16 protein-coding genes are annotated in these 15,247 nt (G+C 72.7%); 4 read left to right on the forward strand and 12 right to left on the reverse strand.

The genetic code is table 11. The features are described from left to right. Positions 1 to 8: 8 nt before the first annotated feature. The 5 genes from ABTZ91_RS33155 to ABTZ91_RS33175 form a co-directional block, all read right to left on the reverse strand. Positions 9 to 455, reverse strand: coding sequence for a hypothetical protein (locus tag ABTZ91_RS33155; RefSeq protein WP_352080947.1), 447 nt, complete (start codon positions 453 to 455; stop codon positions 9 to 11). Then, positions 452 to 2,179, reverse strand: coding sequence for a cytochrome c oxidase subunit I (gene ctaD, locus ABTZ91_RS33160; protein WP_352080948.1), 1,728 nt, complete (start codon positions 2,177 to 2,179; stop codon positions 452 to 454). The genes ABTZ91_RS33155 and ctaD overlap by 4 nt, the downstream gene beginning before the upstream one ends. A 190-nt stretch (positions 2,180 to 2,369) precedes the next feature. Then, complete coding sequence (locus ABTZ91_RS33165; protein ID WP_352080949.1) at positions 2,370 to 2,591, reverse strand: hypothetical protein; 222 nt, start codon at positions 2,589 to 2,591, stop codon at positions 2,370 to 2,372. An 89-nt stretch (positions 2,592 to 2,680) separates the two neighbouring features. Further along, positions 2,681 to 3,400, reverse strand: a complete 720-nt coding sequence (locus tag ABTZ91_RS33170) for a helix-turn-helix transcriptional regulator (protein ID WP_352080950.1) — start codon at positions 3,398 to 3,400, stop codon at positions 2,681 to 2,683. 58 nt (positions 3,401 to 3,458) lie between these two features. Beyond that, entirely contained in the window at positions 3,459 to 4,883 is a 1,425-nt protein-coding gene (locus ABTZ91_RS33175) for a nucleobase:cation symporter-2 family protein (protein WP_352080951.1), read from the reverse strand. Positions 4,884 to 5,404: 521 nt separating this feature from the next. Between ABTZ91_RS33175 and ABTZ91_RS33180 the strand changes: the two genes are divergently transcribed. From ABTZ91_RS33180 to ABTZ91_RS33190, 3 genes are read left to right on the forward strand one after another with little or no spacing between them, the layout of a single operon-like run. Continuing rightward, the gene (locus ABTZ91_RS33180) at positions 5,405 to 6,814 is read left to right on the forward strand and encodes a uracil-xanthine permease family protein (RefSeq protein ID WP_352080952.1); all 1,410 of its coding nucleotides are present in this window, start codon (positions 5,405 to 5,407) and stop codon (positions 6,812 to 6,814) included. Then, positions 6,811 to 8,223 (forward strand): amidohydrolase family protein, encoded by a 1,413-nt coding sequence (locus tag ABTZ91_RS33185; protein WP_352080953.1) that lies wholly within the window; start codon positions 6,811 to 6,813, stop codon positions 8,221 to 8,223. Before ABTZ91_RS33180 ends, ABTZ91_RS33185 begins: the two co-directional genes overlap by 4 nt. Then, on the forward strand, positions 8,220 to 8,930 hold the full coding sequence (locus tag ABTZ91_RS33190; protein ID WP_352080954.1) for a sulfite exporter TauE/SafE family protein: 711 nt from the start codon (positions 8,220 to 8,222) through the stop codon (positions 8,928 to 8,930). Before ABTZ91_RS33185 ends, ABTZ91_RS33190 begins: the two co-directional genes overlap by 4 nt. Here ABTZ91_RS33190 and ABTZ91_RS33195 read toward each other — a convergent pair. Next, entirely contained in the window at positions 8,914 to 9,957 is a 1,044-nt protein-coding gene (locus ABTZ91_RS33195) for a LacI family DNA-binding transcriptional regulator (RefSeq protein ID WP_352080955.1), read from the reverse strand. The two genes, ABTZ91_RS33190 and ABTZ91_RS33195, sit on opposite strands and share 17 nt — an antisense overlap. A 225-nt stretch (positions 9,958 to 10,182) precedes the next feature. Further along, a complete protein-coding gene (locus tag ABTZ91_RS33200; RefSeq protein ID WP_352080956.1) occupies positions 10,183 to 12,420 on the reverse strand; it encodes a catalase in 2,238 nt (745 codons plus the stop codon). Positions 12,421 to 12,714: 294 nt separating this feature from the next. Between ABTZ91_RS33200 and ABTZ91_RS33205 the strand changes: the two genes are divergently transcribed. Next, the gene (locus ABTZ91_RS33205; protein ID WP_345484775.1) at positions 12,715 to 12,942 is read left to right on the forward strand and encodes a DUF5133 domain-containing protein; all 228 of its coding nucleotides are present in this window, start codon (positions 12,715 to 12,717) and stop codon (positions 12,940 to 12,942) included. Positions 12,943 to 13,091: 149 nt separating this feature from the next. Here the strand turns inward: ABTZ91_RS33205 and ABTZ91_RS33210 are convergent, their stop codons facing one another. The 5 genes from ABTZ91_RS33210 to ABTZ91_RS33230 are packed head-to-tail and all read right to left on the reverse strand — an operon-like array spanning position 13,092 to position 15,081. Beyond that, a complete protein-coding gene (locus ABTZ91_RS33210; protein ID WP_352080957.1) occupies positions 13,092 to 13,439 on the reverse strand; it encodes a hypothetical protein in 348 nt (115 codons plus the stop codon). Between the two features lie 40 nt (positions 13,440 to 13,479). Continuing rightward, positions 13,480 to 13,776 (reverse strand): gas vesicle protein K, encoded by a 297-nt coding sequence (locus tag ABTZ91_RS33215; RefSeq protein WP_352080958.1) that lies wholly within the window; start codon positions 13,774 to 13,776, stop codon positions 13,480 to 13,482. Next, entirely contained in the window at positions 13,773 to 13,958 is a 186-nt protein-coding gene (locus tag ABTZ91_RS33220) for a gas vesicle protein (RefSeq protein ID WP_352080959.1), read from the reverse strand. The genes ABTZ91_RS33215 and ABTZ91_RS33220 overlap by 4 nt, the downstream gene beginning before the upstream one ends. Then, positions 13,955 to 14,767 (reverse strand): GvpL/GvpF family gas vesicle protein, encoded by an 813-nt coding sequence (locus ABTZ91_RS33225; RefSeq protein WP_352080960.1) that lies wholly within the window; start codon positions 14,765 to 14,767, stop codon positions 13,955 to 13,957. Before ABTZ91_RS33225 ends, ABTZ91_RS33220 begins: the two co-directional genes overlap by 4 nt. Further along, on the reverse strand, positions 14,764 to 15,081 hold the full coding sequence (locus tag ABTZ91_RS33230) for a gas vesicle protein (RefSeq protein WP_352080961.1): 318 nt from the start codon (positions 15,079 to 15,081) through the stop codon (positions 14,764 to 14,766). Before ABTZ91_RS33230 ends, ABTZ91_RS33225 begins: the two co-directional genes overlap by 4 nt. Between the last annotated feature and the right edge of the window lie 166 nt (positions 15,082 to 15,247).

Consider the following 15,247-nt stretch of genomic DNA (forward strand, 5'->3'; position numbering starts at 1 on the left):
TCCGGTGACTATCCGGCGCCGCGCGCCACGACCGCCAGCACGACCGCCAGCACGGCCGACATGGCGCCGCCCACGCCGAGGACGGTGGCGACCAGGCGACGGCGCAGGAACGCGTAGCGCCGGCTGTACTCCTCGCGGAGCTCCTCCGCGCGGGCGACGGTTGCCTGGAGCATCCGGCGCCGCAGGGCGAGATACTCCTGCTCGAACGCGCCGGCCGCCTCCGCCTCCTGCCGGGGGTCGAGCCAGGGCAGCCGACGGGCGAAGGCCAGACCGGCCTCGGCGGCCTCGCTCCGGGCACGCTGGGCGAGCAGGAAGCCCTCGAGCCGGGTGATGCCGTCGGCCGCCTCCGCGGTCAGGGCGTGCGGGCCGCGGTCCGGGCACCCGGCCGGCCGCGGAGAGCCGCCGTCCTCATGGCCCACGGAGCCGTGCGGCTCGCTGCGGCGCGGCACGGTCATGCCTCCCTGCCCCCCTGGCCCTGGGGGCCCTGCGCCGCACCGGGTTCGTCGATGATGTCCCGCTTGTGTGTGCGGCCGTAGTCGAGGGCGGCGAGGCTCGGGAAGTTCAGGTCGAAGGCGGGCGACTCGGAGCGGATGCGCGGGAGGGTGAGGAAGTTGTGGCGGGGCGGCGGGCAGGAGGTGGCCCACTCCAGGGAGCGGCCGAAGCCCCAGGGGTCGTCGACGGTGACGCGGGGGGCCGTCTTGGCCGTCTTCCAGACGTTGTAGAAGAACGGCAGCGTGGAGATGCCGAGGAGGAAGGCGCCGATGGAGGAGACGGTGTTGAGCGCGGTGAATCCGTCGGCGTCGAGATAGTCGGCGTAGCGGCGGGGCATTCCTTCCGCTCCGAGCCAGTGCTGTACGAGGAAGGTGCCGTGGAAGCCGACGAACAGGGACCAGAAGTGGATCTTCCCGAGGCGTTCGTCGAGCATCGTGCCGGTCATCTTCGGCCACCAGAAGTAGAAGCCGGCGAACATCGCGAAGACGACCGTGCCGAAGACCACGTAGTGGAAGTGCGCGACGACGAAGTAGCTGTCGGTGACGTGGAAGTCCATCGGCGGCGAGGCGAGGATGATGCCGGTGAGGCCGCCGAAGAGGAAGGTGACGAGGAAGCCGATCGACCACAGCATCGGCGTCTCGAAGGAGAGCGACCCCTTCCACATCGTGCCGATCCAGTTGAAGAACTTCACTCCCGTCGGCACCGCGATCAGGAAGGTCATGAAGGAGAAGAAGGGCAGCAGCACCGCGCCGGTGGCGAACATGTGGTGCGCCCAGACGGTGACCGACAGGCCCGCGATCGCGATCGTCGCCGCGACCAGCCCGATGTAACCGAAGAGCGGCTTGCGGGAGAAGACCGGAAAGATCTCGCTGACGATGCCGAAGAACGGCAGGGCGATGATGTAGACCTCGGGGTGCCCGAAGAACCAGAACAGGTGCTGCCAGAGCAGCGCTCCCCCGTTGGCCGGGTCGTAGACGTGCGCGCCGAACTGCCGGTCGGCCTCCAGCGCGAACAGCGCCGCCGCGAGGACCGGGAAGGCGAGGAGGACGAGGACCGACGTCAGCAGGGTGTTCCAGGTGAAGATCGGCATCCGGAACATCGTCATGCCCGGGGCGCGCATGCAGATGATCGTGGTGATGAAGTTGACCGCGCCCAGGATCGTGCCGAAGCCGGCGAAGGCGAGTCCCATGATCCACAGGTCGCCGCCGACGAAGGGCGTGCGTTCCCCGCCGCTGAGCGGTGTGTAGGCGGTCCAGCCGAAGTCGGCGGTGCCCTGGGTGGTGAAGATCCCCGCGAAGGCGATCAGGCCGCCGAAGAGGAACAGCCAGTACGAGAACATGTTCAGGCGGGGGAAGGCCACGTCCGGTGAGCCGATCTGCAACGGCATGATCGCGTTGGCGAAGCCGGCGAAGGTGGGCGTCGCGAAGAGCAGCAGCATCACCGTGCCGTGCAGGGTGAACGCCTGGTTGTACTGCTCCGCCGAGACGAGCTGCAGCCCCGGCCGCGCCAGCTCCGCGCGCATCACCAGGGCCAGGAGGCCGCCGAGCAGGAAGAAGACGAAGGACGTGATCAGGTAGAGATGCCCGATCTTCTTGTGGTCCGTCGTCGTCAGCCAGTCCACGACGATCTGTCCCCGGCTCCTCCTTTCCACCGGCACGAGGGTGGGCGGCTCCGTGGACGTGACCATGGGGACTCCGGTGAGGGGCGAGGGGAGAACGCGGGGCGGAGCGACCCTAGTAAGGCGGTTGCCCGACAGACCGCCGCGCCACGGGCCTCCCGCGTCAGTCGCTTCATCACACCGGCCCTGACCTGCAAGTTTCCGAGGACCGGCCGCAACCGTCACCCGTCCGGGCGTCGGCCGCCCGAGTGCGGCCCGGTCACCATTCGGGGTGCACGTCGTGGCTGTCGTAACGGGTGCCCGTAGCGGTGATCCAGGGCCTGAAGCGGCCGGGCCCGGACTGCTCGTGGGCGTAGACGACGGGCTCGCCGGTGTCGTCGGTGACGATGACGGCGCCCGTCTTCTGCGCGTACCGCAGGGCGTGGGTCCAGTGTCGGCCGCGGTGGCCGGTGCGGTAGTCGGGGATCTTGCACTGGGTCATGGGGTTCTCACCGCCGTGGAGCCGCGGTAGGGAGGCCCGCCCCGGAAGGGCGCGGGGTCCGGCCGACGCCGAACAGTCTGGAATACCCGTTATTCGCCCCTTTGAACGTTCGGCGGCGGGGAGTCGTGACCGACGAGGTCCAGGAAGCGGTCGGACAGCGCGTTCAGCCACGCGGCCCGTTCCGCGGCGATCTCCTTCAGGCGGGCGTCGTCGCTGCGGGCGACGAGATGGCCCATGTAGCGCTCGTCCAAGCGGGCGTACTCCTGGTGCAGGGTGCGCAGCGCCTGCGCCACCGGCCGCTCGCGGGTGCCGAGGAGGCGGGCGAGCGAGGCGGTGTGCTGTTTCCACCGGCCTTCGACGGCCTGGCGGAGCAGGCCGTCGAGTTCACCGGCGCGGCCGATGACGCCGCGCAGCTCGTCCGGTTCGAGGCCGAGGGAGTCGGCGAGCAGGAGGGTCTGCCGGTCGGTGCCGTTCCAGCGGTGGTCCCGTTCGGCGCGGAGGTAGTCGCGCAGGTCCATGCCGATGCGCCGGGCCAGCCGCTCGGCGGTGAGCTGCCGGGCCAGACGGTGCTCGCGCAGGGAGCGCGGCCGCAGGTCCATGAGGACGGGCACGGGGCACCACAGCGCGTCGGCGAGCGCGAAGAGTTCGGGCTCCGTCGGCGCCATCGTCCCCGACTCCCACGCCAGGAGGACCGCCACGGGGCGGCGGACCCCCAGCTGCGCCATGCCGGAGACGACCTGTTCGGGGTCCAGGCCGATGCGGAGACGCGCGGCCCGGGCCTGGGCGGGAGAGAACGGGGGGTGGGACACGTGCGGATCACCTCGGTGGGCGCCTTCCGGGGCCGCGGCGCCGGAGAGCGGGTGGGGGTCAGCGGGCCGTGGTGGTCTGCGGTCCTGTCCCGTCGTCGTACGCGGCCAGGCCGTCCCAGTCGATGTCCTGCCGTGTACGGCGGTTCTCCAGGACGTGGAAGAACAGGTTCAGGAGGACGGCCGTCAGGGTGCCGAGGGTGATGCCGCTGCCGAGGACGGCCCGTACTTCGGTGGGCAGCCGGTCGAAGAAGGGCTCGATGGCCGTCGGGAGCATGGCGGCGCCGAGGCTGACGGCCAGGATGACGGCGTTGCGTTCCTCCCGCAGGTCGACCTTGGCGAGGATCTGGATGCCGACGGTGGCGACCATGCCGAACATGGCGACGGCCGCCGCGCCGAGCACCGGGTGAGGGACGGAGGCCACCAGGGCGCCGGCCTTGGGCACCAGGCCGAGGCCGATCATGAGGACGCCGGCCGCGACGACGACGAAGCGGCTGGTGACGCGGGAGATGCGGACCAGGCCGATGTTCTCGGCGAAGGCCACGTACGGGAAGGAGTTGAACACCCCGCCGAGGACGGTGGCGAGGCCGTCGGCGCGCAGCGCGCGGCTGACCGTCTCGCCGTCGACCTTCCGGCCGGTGATCTCGCCCATGGCGTACACGTCGCCGGTCGTCTCCACCATGGTGATGAGCATGACGACGACCATCGCCAGCATGGGGAAGAGCGAGAACTGCGGCAGGCCGTAGTGGAAGGGGGTGCTGACGCCCAGCCAGTCGGCCTGCTCGACGGTGCCGAACCCCGCATCGCCCAGGAGCCAGGCGACGGCGGTTCCGCCCACGAGGCCGAGCAGCACCGCGATGCTGCGCAGGAACGGGCCGCCGAAGCGCACCACGAGCAGGATGAACAGGAGGGTTCCGCCGGCGTACGCGAGGTGGGCGGGGTCGCCGTAGCCGGGGCCGCCGATGAGGGCCGCGCCGCCGCCGACGTCCTGGAGGGCCACCGGGATGAGGACGATGCCGATGACGGTGAGGAGGGTGCCCGTGACGATCGGGGGGAAGTACGTGGTCAGGCGCCCGGCGAAGGGGGCGAAGAGGAAGGCGGCGACGCCGCCGGTGATCACGGCGCCGTACACCACGAGGAGTCCGGCGGTGCCGCCGCCCGCGCCCTGGCCGATGGCGATCATCGGCGAGACGGCGGTGAAGGTCGCGCCCTGGACGAGGGGCAGCCGGGCGCCGATCCGCCAGAAGCCCCACGCCTGGATGATGGTGGCGATCCCGGCGGTGACCAGGTCGGCGTTGATGAGGTAGACGAGTTCCTGCCGCGAGAGGCCGAGGCTGCTGCCCAGGATCACCGGTACGAGCACGGCGCCGGCGTAGAAGGCCAGGACGTGCTGGAATCCGTAGAGCGCGAGGGTGGGGAGCGGGAGGACCTCGTCCACCGGATGCCCGGTGGTGAGGGGTCGCCGGCGCGAGGACAGTGGTGCCATCTCTGCCTTGCCTTGAGGGTAGGTGAATGAGAGGAGGAGGGGACGCGGGGACGCCGGCGAAACCGGGACGCCGGGTCGGGTGGGGGCCTCGAAGGGAGCATCCGGGTGGCCGCGCGGATCGGGCGGTCCACCGGCCGGCGGCTCGGGGTTACCGTGCGCTGCCAGGCGTCCAGACATGGAGGCATGAGGGGGCCGCGGGGCGAACGGCCCGGGCCGGAGACAGATCCTTCCCGACGGGCGGGCCATCACGCAAGGCATGAGACCCCGCTTTTGAAGCAAAACCCCCTGGTAACTTACGAATCGATGGCCGGGAGCACGCCGGGCTACGGATTTCGTTGCCGTTCCTGAGTCCCCGTCAGCTAGCACCGCTCCGGCGCCCTCGACGCACCGCACCCCTTGACGACCTCCGGGGCGCCTCACATACTGACGGCCAAATCGATTTGGCCACTCGCTTTGGCTCCCCGTCCAGGGCCGGATCGCGGCTGAACCACGACGTGTCGAACGCCGAACGGAGCTCGAACGTGTCCAGTCCCCGCCAGACCCTTTCCGGTACGGATCAGCCACCGGCGCCGGAGTCCACCGCCCCCGCACCCGCCCACCCCGTCCACCCCGTCGACGAGTCACGCCCGCTGGGCCGCATCCTGCTCTTCGGGATCCAGCACGTCCTCGTCATGGCCGCCACACCGATCTCGGCGATCTTCCTGATGAGCGCCACCCTCCGGCTCGACGCCGGACTGACCGTCAACCTGCTCTCCGCGGCCTTCGTGCTCTCCGGGGTCGGATCCCTGGTCCAGTCCCTCGGCCCGTGGAAGTTCGGGCCCCGGCTGCCGTTCGTGATGCTGCCGGGCGGCGCGCCGCTCATCCTCTTCCTCGCCATCGCCGAACAGCACGGCCTGCCCACGGCCACCGGCGCGGTGCTCCTCACCGCCGCCTTCTACTTCGTCGTGCTGCCCGTCTTCTCCCGGCTGCTCGCCTTCTTCCCGGCCCTCGTCATCGGCACGATGATCGTCATCGTCGGCGTCAACCTGGTGAAGGTCGGCGCGCTCCTCGTCACCGGCCGCCCCGGCAGCCCCGGCTTCGCCGACACCACGAACCTCGTCCTCGGCATGGCGACGATCGGTTTCACCGTCGTCTTCTACCTGCTGTTCACGGGTGTCCTGCGGCAACTCGCCGTCATGCTGGGGCTCCTCGCCGGCACCGCGCTCGCCACCCTCCTCGGCCACATGGACCTCGGCGGCGTCACCGAGGGCGGCCTGCTCAGCCTGCCGCAGGCGATGCCGTTCGGCTCGCCGCAGTTCAACCTGCTCGCCGCGCTGCCGCTGATGCTCTACAGCCTCGCGTCGATGGCGGAGGCGACCGGCCAGACCGTCATCAACGCCGAGGCCGTCGGCAAGGAGATCGACCGGCGCACCGCCGTACCGGCCACCATCCGCGGTGACGCGCTCACCTCGCTCCTCGGCGGATGCTTCGGGCTGCCGCTGATGGTGACCAGCGGCGAGAACATCGGCATCGTCCGGGTCACCGGCGTGCGCAGCCGATACGTCACCGCGGCGGCCGGCGTGGTCCTCATCGTCATCGGCTTCCTCGCCCCCGTGACCCGCGCGATCAGCGTCGTCCCGGCGGCGGTCGTCGGCGGCACCGCCATGGTCGTCTTCGCGGTCATCACCGTGCTCGGCGTGCAGATGCTCGGCCGCTCCCACCTCGACCGGCACACCCACACCTTCGTGTGCGCCGTCGCCCTCGCGCTCGGACTCCTGCCCATCCTCGTCCCGGGCGTGTACGCGGGCTTCCCGCCGAACCTCCGCATCCTCCTCGAAAGCGGCGTCGCCGTCGGCGCGTTCACCGCCGCCGTCCTCAACGTCCTCTTCCACCACGTCAGGCCGGGCCTCGCCGCCCGCCTGGCCACCCGCCGCACGGAAAGCGACCGATGAACGACAGCACCCGCCAACTCCTCGACTCCCCCGCCCCCTTGCTCCTCGAACCGGACGCCGTCCTGCTGCCGGAAGGGCCCGCGCCAGGCTACGGGGTCGTCGTCGCCGACGGCTCGTTCCGGGCCGTGGGTCCCGCGGCGGAGCTCCGGCGCACCCATCCGCACCTGGACGGCGTACGGCTGCCCGGCCACCTCCTGATGCCCGGATTCGTCGACGCCCACCACCACCTCACCCAGAGCTTCGGCTCCGCGCTCGCCTTCGGGGAACCCTCGGAGATCTTCCGGCGGGTATGGGTGCCGCTGGAGCGCGCACTCGACGAGGAATCGGCCTATGCGGCCGCCAAGTTGGCGGCCCTGGAGGCGCTGCGCGGCGGTTTCACGACGGTCGCCGACGCGGGCACCCGCGCCGACGTGGACGTGGAGGTCGTGGCCTCGGCCACGCGGGACGCGGGAATCCGCTGCGTGCTCGGGCTGGTCTGCAACGACGCCGACGACACCGGCGACGACCACGGCGAGGACGCCGACCCGTCCGTACTCGACCGTGCGGAGAAGCACCTCGCCCGGTACGAGGGCGACCCGCTCGTCCACGCCTCGCTCGCCGTCTCCGTCCCCGAGGCGGCACGGTCCGCGACCCTGCGGGGCGTCGCCGGGCTCGCGGCAAAGGCGGGCGCCACCGTACAGATCCATGTCAACGAACATCTGGCCGGCGTGGAACGCTCCCTGCTGCGGCACGGCCTTCGACCGCTCGAACACCTTCACCACATAGGGGCGTTGGGGCCGCATCTGCTCGCCGCGCACGCCACCCTGCTCACCCCGGGCGAGCTGACCCTGCTCGCCGACACCGGCACCGCCGTCAGCTACAACCCGGTGGCCAGCGCCTGGAAGGGCAACGCCGTCGCGCCCGCCCTCGCCATGGCCGAGCGCGGCATCCGCTTCGGCCTCGGCACCGACGGCACCCGGGGCGACGGGTTCCGCCTCGCCGAGGCGGCCGAGTTCGCCCAGCGGATCGCGTACGGCCTGGCCAGCGGCGACTCCTCGTGCGGCGCCGGCTGGACCTGGCTGGAGCACGCCACCCGGGGCGGCGCCGACGCCGTCGGTCTCGGTGCCAGGACCGGCACCGTCGCCGAGGGCCTGGCGGCCGACTTCCTCCTCGTCGACGTCAGCGGCCCCGAGCTGGCGCTGTCCTGGGACCTGCCGTGGGAGCTGGTGCGCCGCGGCAACCGGGACCAGATCACCGCCGTGTTCGTCGGCGGCCGGCTGCGCCTGTGGCACGGTCGGCCGACCGCCTGGGACGGCCCCGCGCTGGTCGCCCGCGCGGTCGAACTGGCCCGCGCGACGGTGGGACGCGCACCCGTCACCCGGGCGCACCCCACCTCCACGGCCGCCCGGCTGAGGAGCACCGCACCGTGAGCACCACCACGCTGGCCGTTCTCGCCCTGACCGTGGCCGTCGCCGCGTTCGTGCAGGGCAGCAGCGGTCTCGGCTTCGCGCTGATCGTCGCCCCCGTGGCGGGGATGCTGGCCCCCGGCCTGCTGCCCGTGTTCGTGCTGGCGGCGATGATCCCGCTCAACGCGTACGTCGCCTGGCGCGAACGGGCCTCGCTCGACTGGCGGGGGGCGGGCTGGATCACCGCCGCGCGGCTCGCCACCACACCCGCCGGCCTCGCGCTGCTCTGGCTGATCCCGGAACGCAGCCTGGGGCTCTTCGTGGGGGGCGCCACCGTCCTGGCGGCCGTCGTGAGCCTCGCCGCGCCCGCGTTCGCCCCCGGCCGGGCCGCCTACCTCGGGGCGGGCGCGGTGACCGGCCTGACGGAGACGGCCACCGGGGTCGGCGGGCCGCCGCTCGCCCTGGTCTACCAGCACCGGCCGGCGGCCGAGCTGCGCTCCACCGTCGCCGCCTGCTTCCTCGTCGGCGAAGTCGCCTCGCTCGCCCTGCTGTTCGCCACGGGCGAGGGTCAACCCGGGGATCTGGGCTGGGCGCTCGCGCTGCTGCCGGCCGTCGCCGCCGGCGCGTGGGCGAGCCGCCTGGTGAGCCACCGGATGAACGCGGCCAGGACGCGGCTGTTCGTGCTCGGCTTCGCGCTGGTCTCCGGCCTGGTCCTCATGCTCGGGGTGTGAGGCGCAGCGAGGAGGCGCGCGGGACCACCCGGGGCTCGGGCGACGTGACCACCGCACCGGTGGTCACGTCGCCGCGCAGCCGTCCGAGGAGCAGTTCCACCGCGTCGAAGGCCGCCCGGTCGAGGTGGAGGTCGACGGCGGTGAGCGGCGGCTCGCAGGTGCGGGCGCGCAGGCCGTCGTACCGGGTGACGACCATGACGTCGTCGGGGACGGCCCGCCCGCTGTCCTTGATCGCCCGGACCGCGCCGACGGCGAAGGCGTCCACGAGGGCGCACACGGCGTCGGTGTCGGGGTGGCGGGCGAGCAGCTCGGCGCAGCACCGGTATCCGGCCTCTTCGCCACCGGCCTCGGGGGCGGTCGCCACGACCGGTGTCCAGCCGTGCTCGGCGGCGAGCCGTTCGTACGCGGCGCGGGCGTCGACCGCCGTGTGCCGCAGCCCGGACCCGATGATCAACGCCGGCCGCCGGGCACCCTGTTCCCGCAGGTGGGCGAGGAGCTTCTCAGCGACGAGCCCGCCGCGCAGATCGACGTACGGGGCCGTCTCCTCGGGCGACACGGGCCTGCCGAGCGCCACGTAGGGCAGCCCGCGCTCCTTCAGATCGGCCACCGCCGCGTCGTCCACGTCCGGCTCCACGACGATGGCTCCGTCGACGTCGGCGGAGTGCAGGCCCGAACCGGAGCGCACGGGAGGCACGAGCACCAGCGCGTACTCGTGCAGCAGGGCGCTCTCGGCGGCCGCGGCGGCGATCTCCATGTAGAAGCCGAGCCGGGAGGGCCCCGCCGCCACGGCGAACGGCATGGACGAGGCCAGGGCGATGGCCTGGGCCCGGCCACGGCGCAGCCGCTGCGCCCGCAGGTTGGGCCGGTAACCGAGCTCGGCGGCCACCTTCTTGATCCGCTCCCGGGTGCGGGGGTCGACCTTGCCGAGCCCGTTGAGGGCGTGCGAGACCGTGGTGCGCGAGACGCCGGCGGCGGTGGCGACGTCGGCGATCGTCGGTGGTCGGGAGCCGGCCCCGGACGTGGGCATCCGCTCTCGCTCCTCAGCGCTCGGGGACAGGTGGCCCCCCTATCCTCGCCGACGGGCGGCGCCCGTGCCCACCGGGTCCGGCACAGAGGCCCGCCGGGGCCCGAGGGCCGGGTCCGCACGACTTCCGGCGCCGCCGCGCCGGCGGCCCCCGGCCCCAACTCGGCTCCGTGGACGGGCTGTCCTCGGCCTGAGGACGGTACCGGGGGTGAGCCGCGGCCGGTGGCGTCACAGGGCGGACGGGAACCTGTCCCAGGCCCGGTGCCGGGCGAGGGCCTCGGTGGTCGCGGCCACGGCCGCCGTACCGCTCTCGGCCGTGATGACGCCGGGGCCGCCCGGGTCGATGCCGGCGGACTGGAGGAGCGCCGTGGCGCCGTTCCACCCGCCGACGGCCTTGCCGTGGCGGTACGCCTCGGTGAGCAGCAGCAGGACCCGCGGGTCGGTGCCCTGGGCGAGCGGCGAGCCGGCCTTGGCGTCGCGGGCTCCGTAGGCGTCGGCGCCGGGGGCGGGCGCACCGGCCAGGAGGAGGGCGTCGAACTCGACGGAGCGGGCGGTGGCGAAGGTCCGCTGCACCGTGACGGGTTCGCCGGCGCCGTCGAGGGTGCCGCCGGCCGGGGCGATGACCAGCGGTGTCATGCCGGCGTCCAAGGCGGCCTGCCGGGCCGCCCGTACCCCGGCCAGGTCGGCCGCCTTGTCGGCGACGATGCCGACGACACGGCCGTCCGTCGGCCAGCTGCGGCCCAGCTGGGACAGGGCGGGGCTGGGCTCCACCTCGGCGAGCGGAACGGTCGGCTCGGGAGCCGGCAGGCCGAGGCCCGCGGCGACCTGCTCGCACAGCACCGGGTCGATGTTGGCGAGGGCGGCGAGGACCCGTTCCTTGACCGCCTGCTCGTAGCACTTGCCCAGTTCGAAGGTGTACGCGGCGATGATGTGCTCGCGCTCGGTCGGGGTCATGCTCAGCCAGAAGAGCCGCGGCTGGGTGAAGTGGTCCGCGAAGGAGGCGGGCGCCTCGCGGACCTTCCGCGCCTCGGACACCTTCACGGGCGTCTCGACGTAGGCACCCGTGTCGGCGCCGGCCGTGAAGGGGCAGCCGCCGTCCAGGCTGTTGGGGCGGTACGGCGCCACCCCGGTGTGCACGGCGGTCTGGTGCATGCCGTCGCGGAACATGTCGTTGACGGGGGCCTGCGGCCGGTTGACCGGGATCTGGGCGAAGTTCGGCCCGCCGAGGCGGCTGATCTGGGTGTCGAGATAGGAGAAGAGCCGGCCCGCGAGCAGCGGATCGTCCGTCACGTCGATGCCGGGAACCAGGTGGCCGGGGTGGAAGGCGACCTGCTCGGTCTCGGCGAAGAAGTTCGTGACGTTGGCGTTGAGGGTCATCAGGCCGATCGGCTGGACCGGGGCCCGCTCCTCGGGAACGATCTTGGTGGGGTCGAGCAGGTCGATGCCCTCGAAAGTCTGGTCCGGGGTGTCGGGGAAGACCTGGATGCCGAGCTCCCACTGCGGGAAGGCGCCCGCTTCGATGGCGTCGCAGAGGTCCCGCCGGTGGAAGTCGGGGTCCATCCCGTTGATCAGCTGGGCCTCCTCCCAGACCAGCGAGTGCACGCCCAGCTTCGGCTTCCAGTGGAACTTCACCAGCGAGGTGTCCCCGGCGCCGTTGACGAGCCGGAAGGTGTGGACGCCGAAGCCCTCCATCATCCGGTACGAGCGGGGGATGCCGCGGTCCGACATGTTCCACAGGGTGTGGTGGGTGGCCTCGGTGTGCAGCGACACGAAGTCCCAGAAGGTGTCGTGGGCGCTCTGGGCCTGCGGGATCTCCCGGTCCGGGTGCGGTTTGCCCGCGTGGATGATGTCGGGGAACTTGACCGCGTCCTGGATGAAGAACACCGGGATGTTGTTCCCGACCAGGTCGAAGGTGCCCTCGTCGGTGTAGAACTTGGTCGCGAAGCCACGGGTGTCGCGGACCGTGTCCGAGGAGCCGCGGGAGCCGAGGACGGTGGAGAAGCGCACGAAGACCGGCGTCTCGACGTCCTTCGCCAGGAAGGCGGCCTTGCAGACCTCGGCGGCCGTGCCGTACCCCCGGAAGACGCCGTGGGCGGCGGCGCCGCGGGCGTGCACGACCCGCTCCGGGATCCGCTCGTGGTCGAAGTGGGTGATCTTCTCCCGCAGATGGTGGTCCTGGAGCAGCACCGGCCCGCGCGCTCCGGCCTTCAGCGAGTGATCGGTGTCATGGAGGCGGGCCCCCTGGGCCGTCGTCAGATACGCACCGCTCTGCGCGACGCGCGCCGGTGCCGCCCCGGTGGCCTGCCCGGTCGGACTCACGGTCTCCGGCCCGGCCTGGTCCGGCTTGGCCGGCAGGGGCTCCGTGGAATGCGTGGGCTCCGCCACGCTCGGAGAGACCGGCCCCGGTTTCCCCGGCAGGCCGCCTTCGCCCCGTTCCGGGGCCGCGTCGGAGTGCTCAGTCGCCATCGTTACTCCCAAGAGACGGTATAGGTGGACCTTCCAGCCATAACCGGAGCCCTCTCCGGCCACGCCGTGTCCGGGCGGCTCTCACCCGTATCGGCCGGGAATCGCGGCATCTGACCGACGCCGTCGTGCCCGGGGTGCTCCACCTGTGCACCGTCTGCCCTCGGGTCCGGGAGGAAAACGGCCGTTCCGGGCCCGGAGGTCCGGCCCGCGCGCCTGTGCATACAGCCGGGAAAGCGGGGTACGCGGCGCCTCGTCCGGGCGGTGGCCGCCCGTACTGACGAGAGGAGTGGCACTGTGCTGATGGCCCATCCCGCGGTGTTGAGCAATCTGATCGAGCAGTACGAGACGCTCAGGGTGCTGCACGCGGAGAACGGCAGCCCGGAGGTACGCAGGCGCATGGACGACCTCGCGTACACCCTGTGCGTCTCCACGGGAACCCGGGACGTCGACACGGCACTCGTCGTCGCCCGCCACCGGCTGCCCGGCGCGCGCCCCGAGGACGACTCGCTGCTGCCGGCCTGACCGGCAGGCGACCGCCGGCGCGGGAACACGAGCGGAAGCACGAGCGGAAGCACGAGCGCACACCCGAAGGGGCGGCTCCGGAAGTCCGGAGCCGCCCCTTCGGTGTGCCGCACACGGCCGGCTGTGCCGGGCCGGCCGGCTTCGGCGGGTCAGATACGGCCGCCGGTGAGCCGGGAGAGCGGGCCGCGGCTGCGCAGCCCGGCCCGGCGCCCCAGGGCGTACGCGCCGGTGAGCGCGGCCGCGGCACTGACGGCCGCGCCTCCGGTGACCCCCTTGCGGGCGCGCACGGCGGTCCACAGCATGTCGCCGGTGCCGCGGACGGCGTGGACGGCCGCGAGGGTCTTCTCCGCGAGCGGCGCGGGGAGGGCGGTCAGCGTCCCGGTGCCGGTCTCCCCGGTCTCCTCCACGGCACGGACGGTCTTCTTCGCCGTGGCCGAGGCGGTGCCCGAGTTGTTCCGGCGGGACGGGGTCTCGTTGCTCTTCTGCGATGCAGTCATACCGTGCGTCTGACCGGACCGGGCGGGAACAAACCCGGCTTCAGAGGAGTTTGCCGAGCGGCCCGAGGTCGATGTTCAGATCTTCCGGCTCCAGGCCGAAGCGTTCGCGCAGCAGCGCCATCCGGTCCTCCAGGAGCATGAGGGTCAGTCCGATCCGCTCTTCCTGCTCCTCGCTGAGATCGCCCGCCTCGACCCGGCGCAGGGCCTGGCGCTCCATCAGCTGCCGCAGCAGCTCGACGACGGTCAGGACCAGGCAGGCCAGATCGCGCTCGACGGTGTCGGGGTCGAGTTCGACGCGCCGGGACCGGGGCTGCGACCGCGACTGCGGCTCGGTCATCGCGTCACCTCCGCCCACGGGGAGGGCACGGCCTCGCCGACGGTGCTGATGAGCGCCTTCAGATCGATGCGCACCAGGTCCACGTCGGCGATCCGCAGGGTGAGGTCACCGGCGAGGACCACACCGCCGGCGAGGAGCCGGTCGAGGAGGTCCACGAGTGCGATCTCCCGTTGGTCGGTCATCGCTCCGGCCCTCCCCCGGACGCGGTCCGCGCGAAGGAGTACGGCACCCAGGGCCCCGTCGTCTCCAGGCGCAGGCCCGGGTGCTGCTCCTCCACCGGCGGGATGGCGTCGAGGAACTCCCGCTGCCGCTCGTCGGGGACGAGGTACGCGGCGTTGAGGACGTTCCGGCCGGGGGCGCGGGACAGGCGCGCCTGCTGCGGCGGGTGGAGGACCGCGTCCACGGCGGCGCGGGCGAGCACCTCGTGCAGCTGCCGGGCGGTACGGGCCGCCGTGTCGTCGGCGTTCCGGCGGGCCCGCTGCTCCCCCAGCCGGCGGCGCAGGTAGTCGCGCCCGGAGTCCGGCGCGGCGGCAGGAGCGGTGGCGGGCGTCGCCGTCCTGTCGGCCGGCTCGTCCACGTACAGCTTGACGCCCCACTCGTGGACGCCCGTCAGCCGGTCGAGGGTTTCCGTCAGGTCGCGCGCGCCCTCGTCGAGCAGTCGGCGCACGCCCTGCTCGCCGCGGCAGACGGTGGCGAGCCGCAGGGGGACGGTGGTGGTCTGCCGGCCCGCCGACGCGACCACGGCGTGGTGGGCGCGGGCGACCTCGGCGAGCCAGTCCAGGTCCTCCAGGTGGGCGCGCAGGGGTGCTTCGTCGAAGTCGGCCGCCGGGACCGGTTCGACGACGGCGGTCAGGCCACGGTGCTCGACGGTCGTGAGGCCGCTGCCCAGCGTGTCGCCGGAGACGGGGGGCGGTCCCCCGCCGGTACCGGCGGAGCGGACGACGGCGTAGACGTACAGCAGGGTTTCCTTCGGCGGTGCCTGGTCGTTCATGTCTCCTGCCTCGCCTCCAGTTCGGCGATGCGGCGGCGCAGTTCCTCGTTCTCCCGGCCGAGCTCGCCCCGCCGGGCCCGGGACGACAGGGCGGGGTCCTGCTCCCACCAGTCGATGCCCATCTCCTTGGCCCGTTCGACGGAGGCCACGACGAGGCGCAGTTTGATGGTGAGCAGCTCGATGTCGAGGAGGTTGATGCGGATGTCCCCGGCGATCACCACGCCCTTGTCGAGGACGCGCTCCAGGATGTCGGCGAGGTTGGCCGACTGGGACTGATCGTCGTACGGGCGGGGAAGGCCCGACGGCATCGTCATGCTCCGGTCTCCTTTCGGTCCCGCGGGCGCCCGGCGGACCGGTGCCGGACGCGGCCGGGGCGGTCCCCCAGGCGCCCGACCCGGTCCCGGACGCGCCCGGCTCGCTGCCGGACGCGATCGGCGTGGTGCCGGATGCGTCCCGTGCCGGCGGTGACGGCGGCGTGCA

Origin of the sequence: Streptomyces sp. NPDC126499 (assembly GCF_040302485.1) — a bacterium.
Taxonomy (GTDB): domain Bacteria; phylum Actinomycetota; class Actinomycetes; order Streptomycetales; family Streptomycetaceae; genus Streptomyces.

Coding starts and splice junctions, on each gene's coding strand:
- ABTZ91_RS33175 (WP_352080951.1), bottom strand. CDS start 4,883: ATGGCACCACTGTCCTCGCGCCGGCGACCCCTCACCACCGGGCATCCG.
- ABTZ91_RS33225 (WP_352080960.1), bottom strand. CDS start 14,767: ATGAACGACCAGGCACCGCCGAAGGAAACCCTGCTGTACGTCTACGCC.
- ABTZ91_RS33185 (WP_352080953.1), top strand. CDS start 6,811: ATGAACGACAGCACCCGCCAACTCCTCGACTCCCCCGCCCCCTTGCTC.
- ctaD (WP_352080948.1), bottom strand. CDS start 2,179: ATGGTCACGTCCACGGAGCCGCCCACCCTCGTGCCGGTGGAAAGGAGG.
- ABTZ91_RS33220 (WP_352080959.1), bottom strand. CDS start 13,958: ATGACCGACCAACGGGAGATCGCACTCGTGGACCTCCTCGACCGGCTC.
- ABTZ91_RS33210 (WP_352080957.1), bottom strand. CDS start 13,439: ATGACTGCATCGCAGAAGAGCAACGAGACCCCGTCCCGCCGGAACAAC.
- ABTZ91_RS33165 (WP_352080949.1), bottom strand. CDS start 2,591: ATGACCCAGTGCAAGATCCCCGACTACCGCACCGGCCACCGCGGCCGA.
- ABTZ91_RS33215 (WP_352080958.1), bottom strand. CDS start 13,776: ATGACCGAGCCGCAGTCGCGGTCGCAGCCCCGGTCCCGGCGCGTCGAA.
- ABTZ91_RS33230 (WP_352080961.1), bottom strand. CDS start 15,081: ATGACGATGCCGTCGGGCCTTCCCCGCCCGTACGACGATCAGTCCCAG.
- ABTZ91_RS33195 (WP_352080955.1), bottom strand. CDS start 9,957: ATGCCCACGTCCGGGGCCGGCTCCCGACCACCGACGATCGCCGACGTC.
- ABTZ91_RS33155 (WP_352080947.1), bottom strand. CDS start 455: ATGACCGTGCCGCGCCGCAGCGAGCCGCACGGCTCCGTGGGCCATGAG.
- ABTZ91_RS33200 (WP_352080956.1), bottom strand. CDS start 12,420: ATGGCGACTGAGCACTCCGACGCGGCCCCGGAACGGGGCGAAGGCGGC.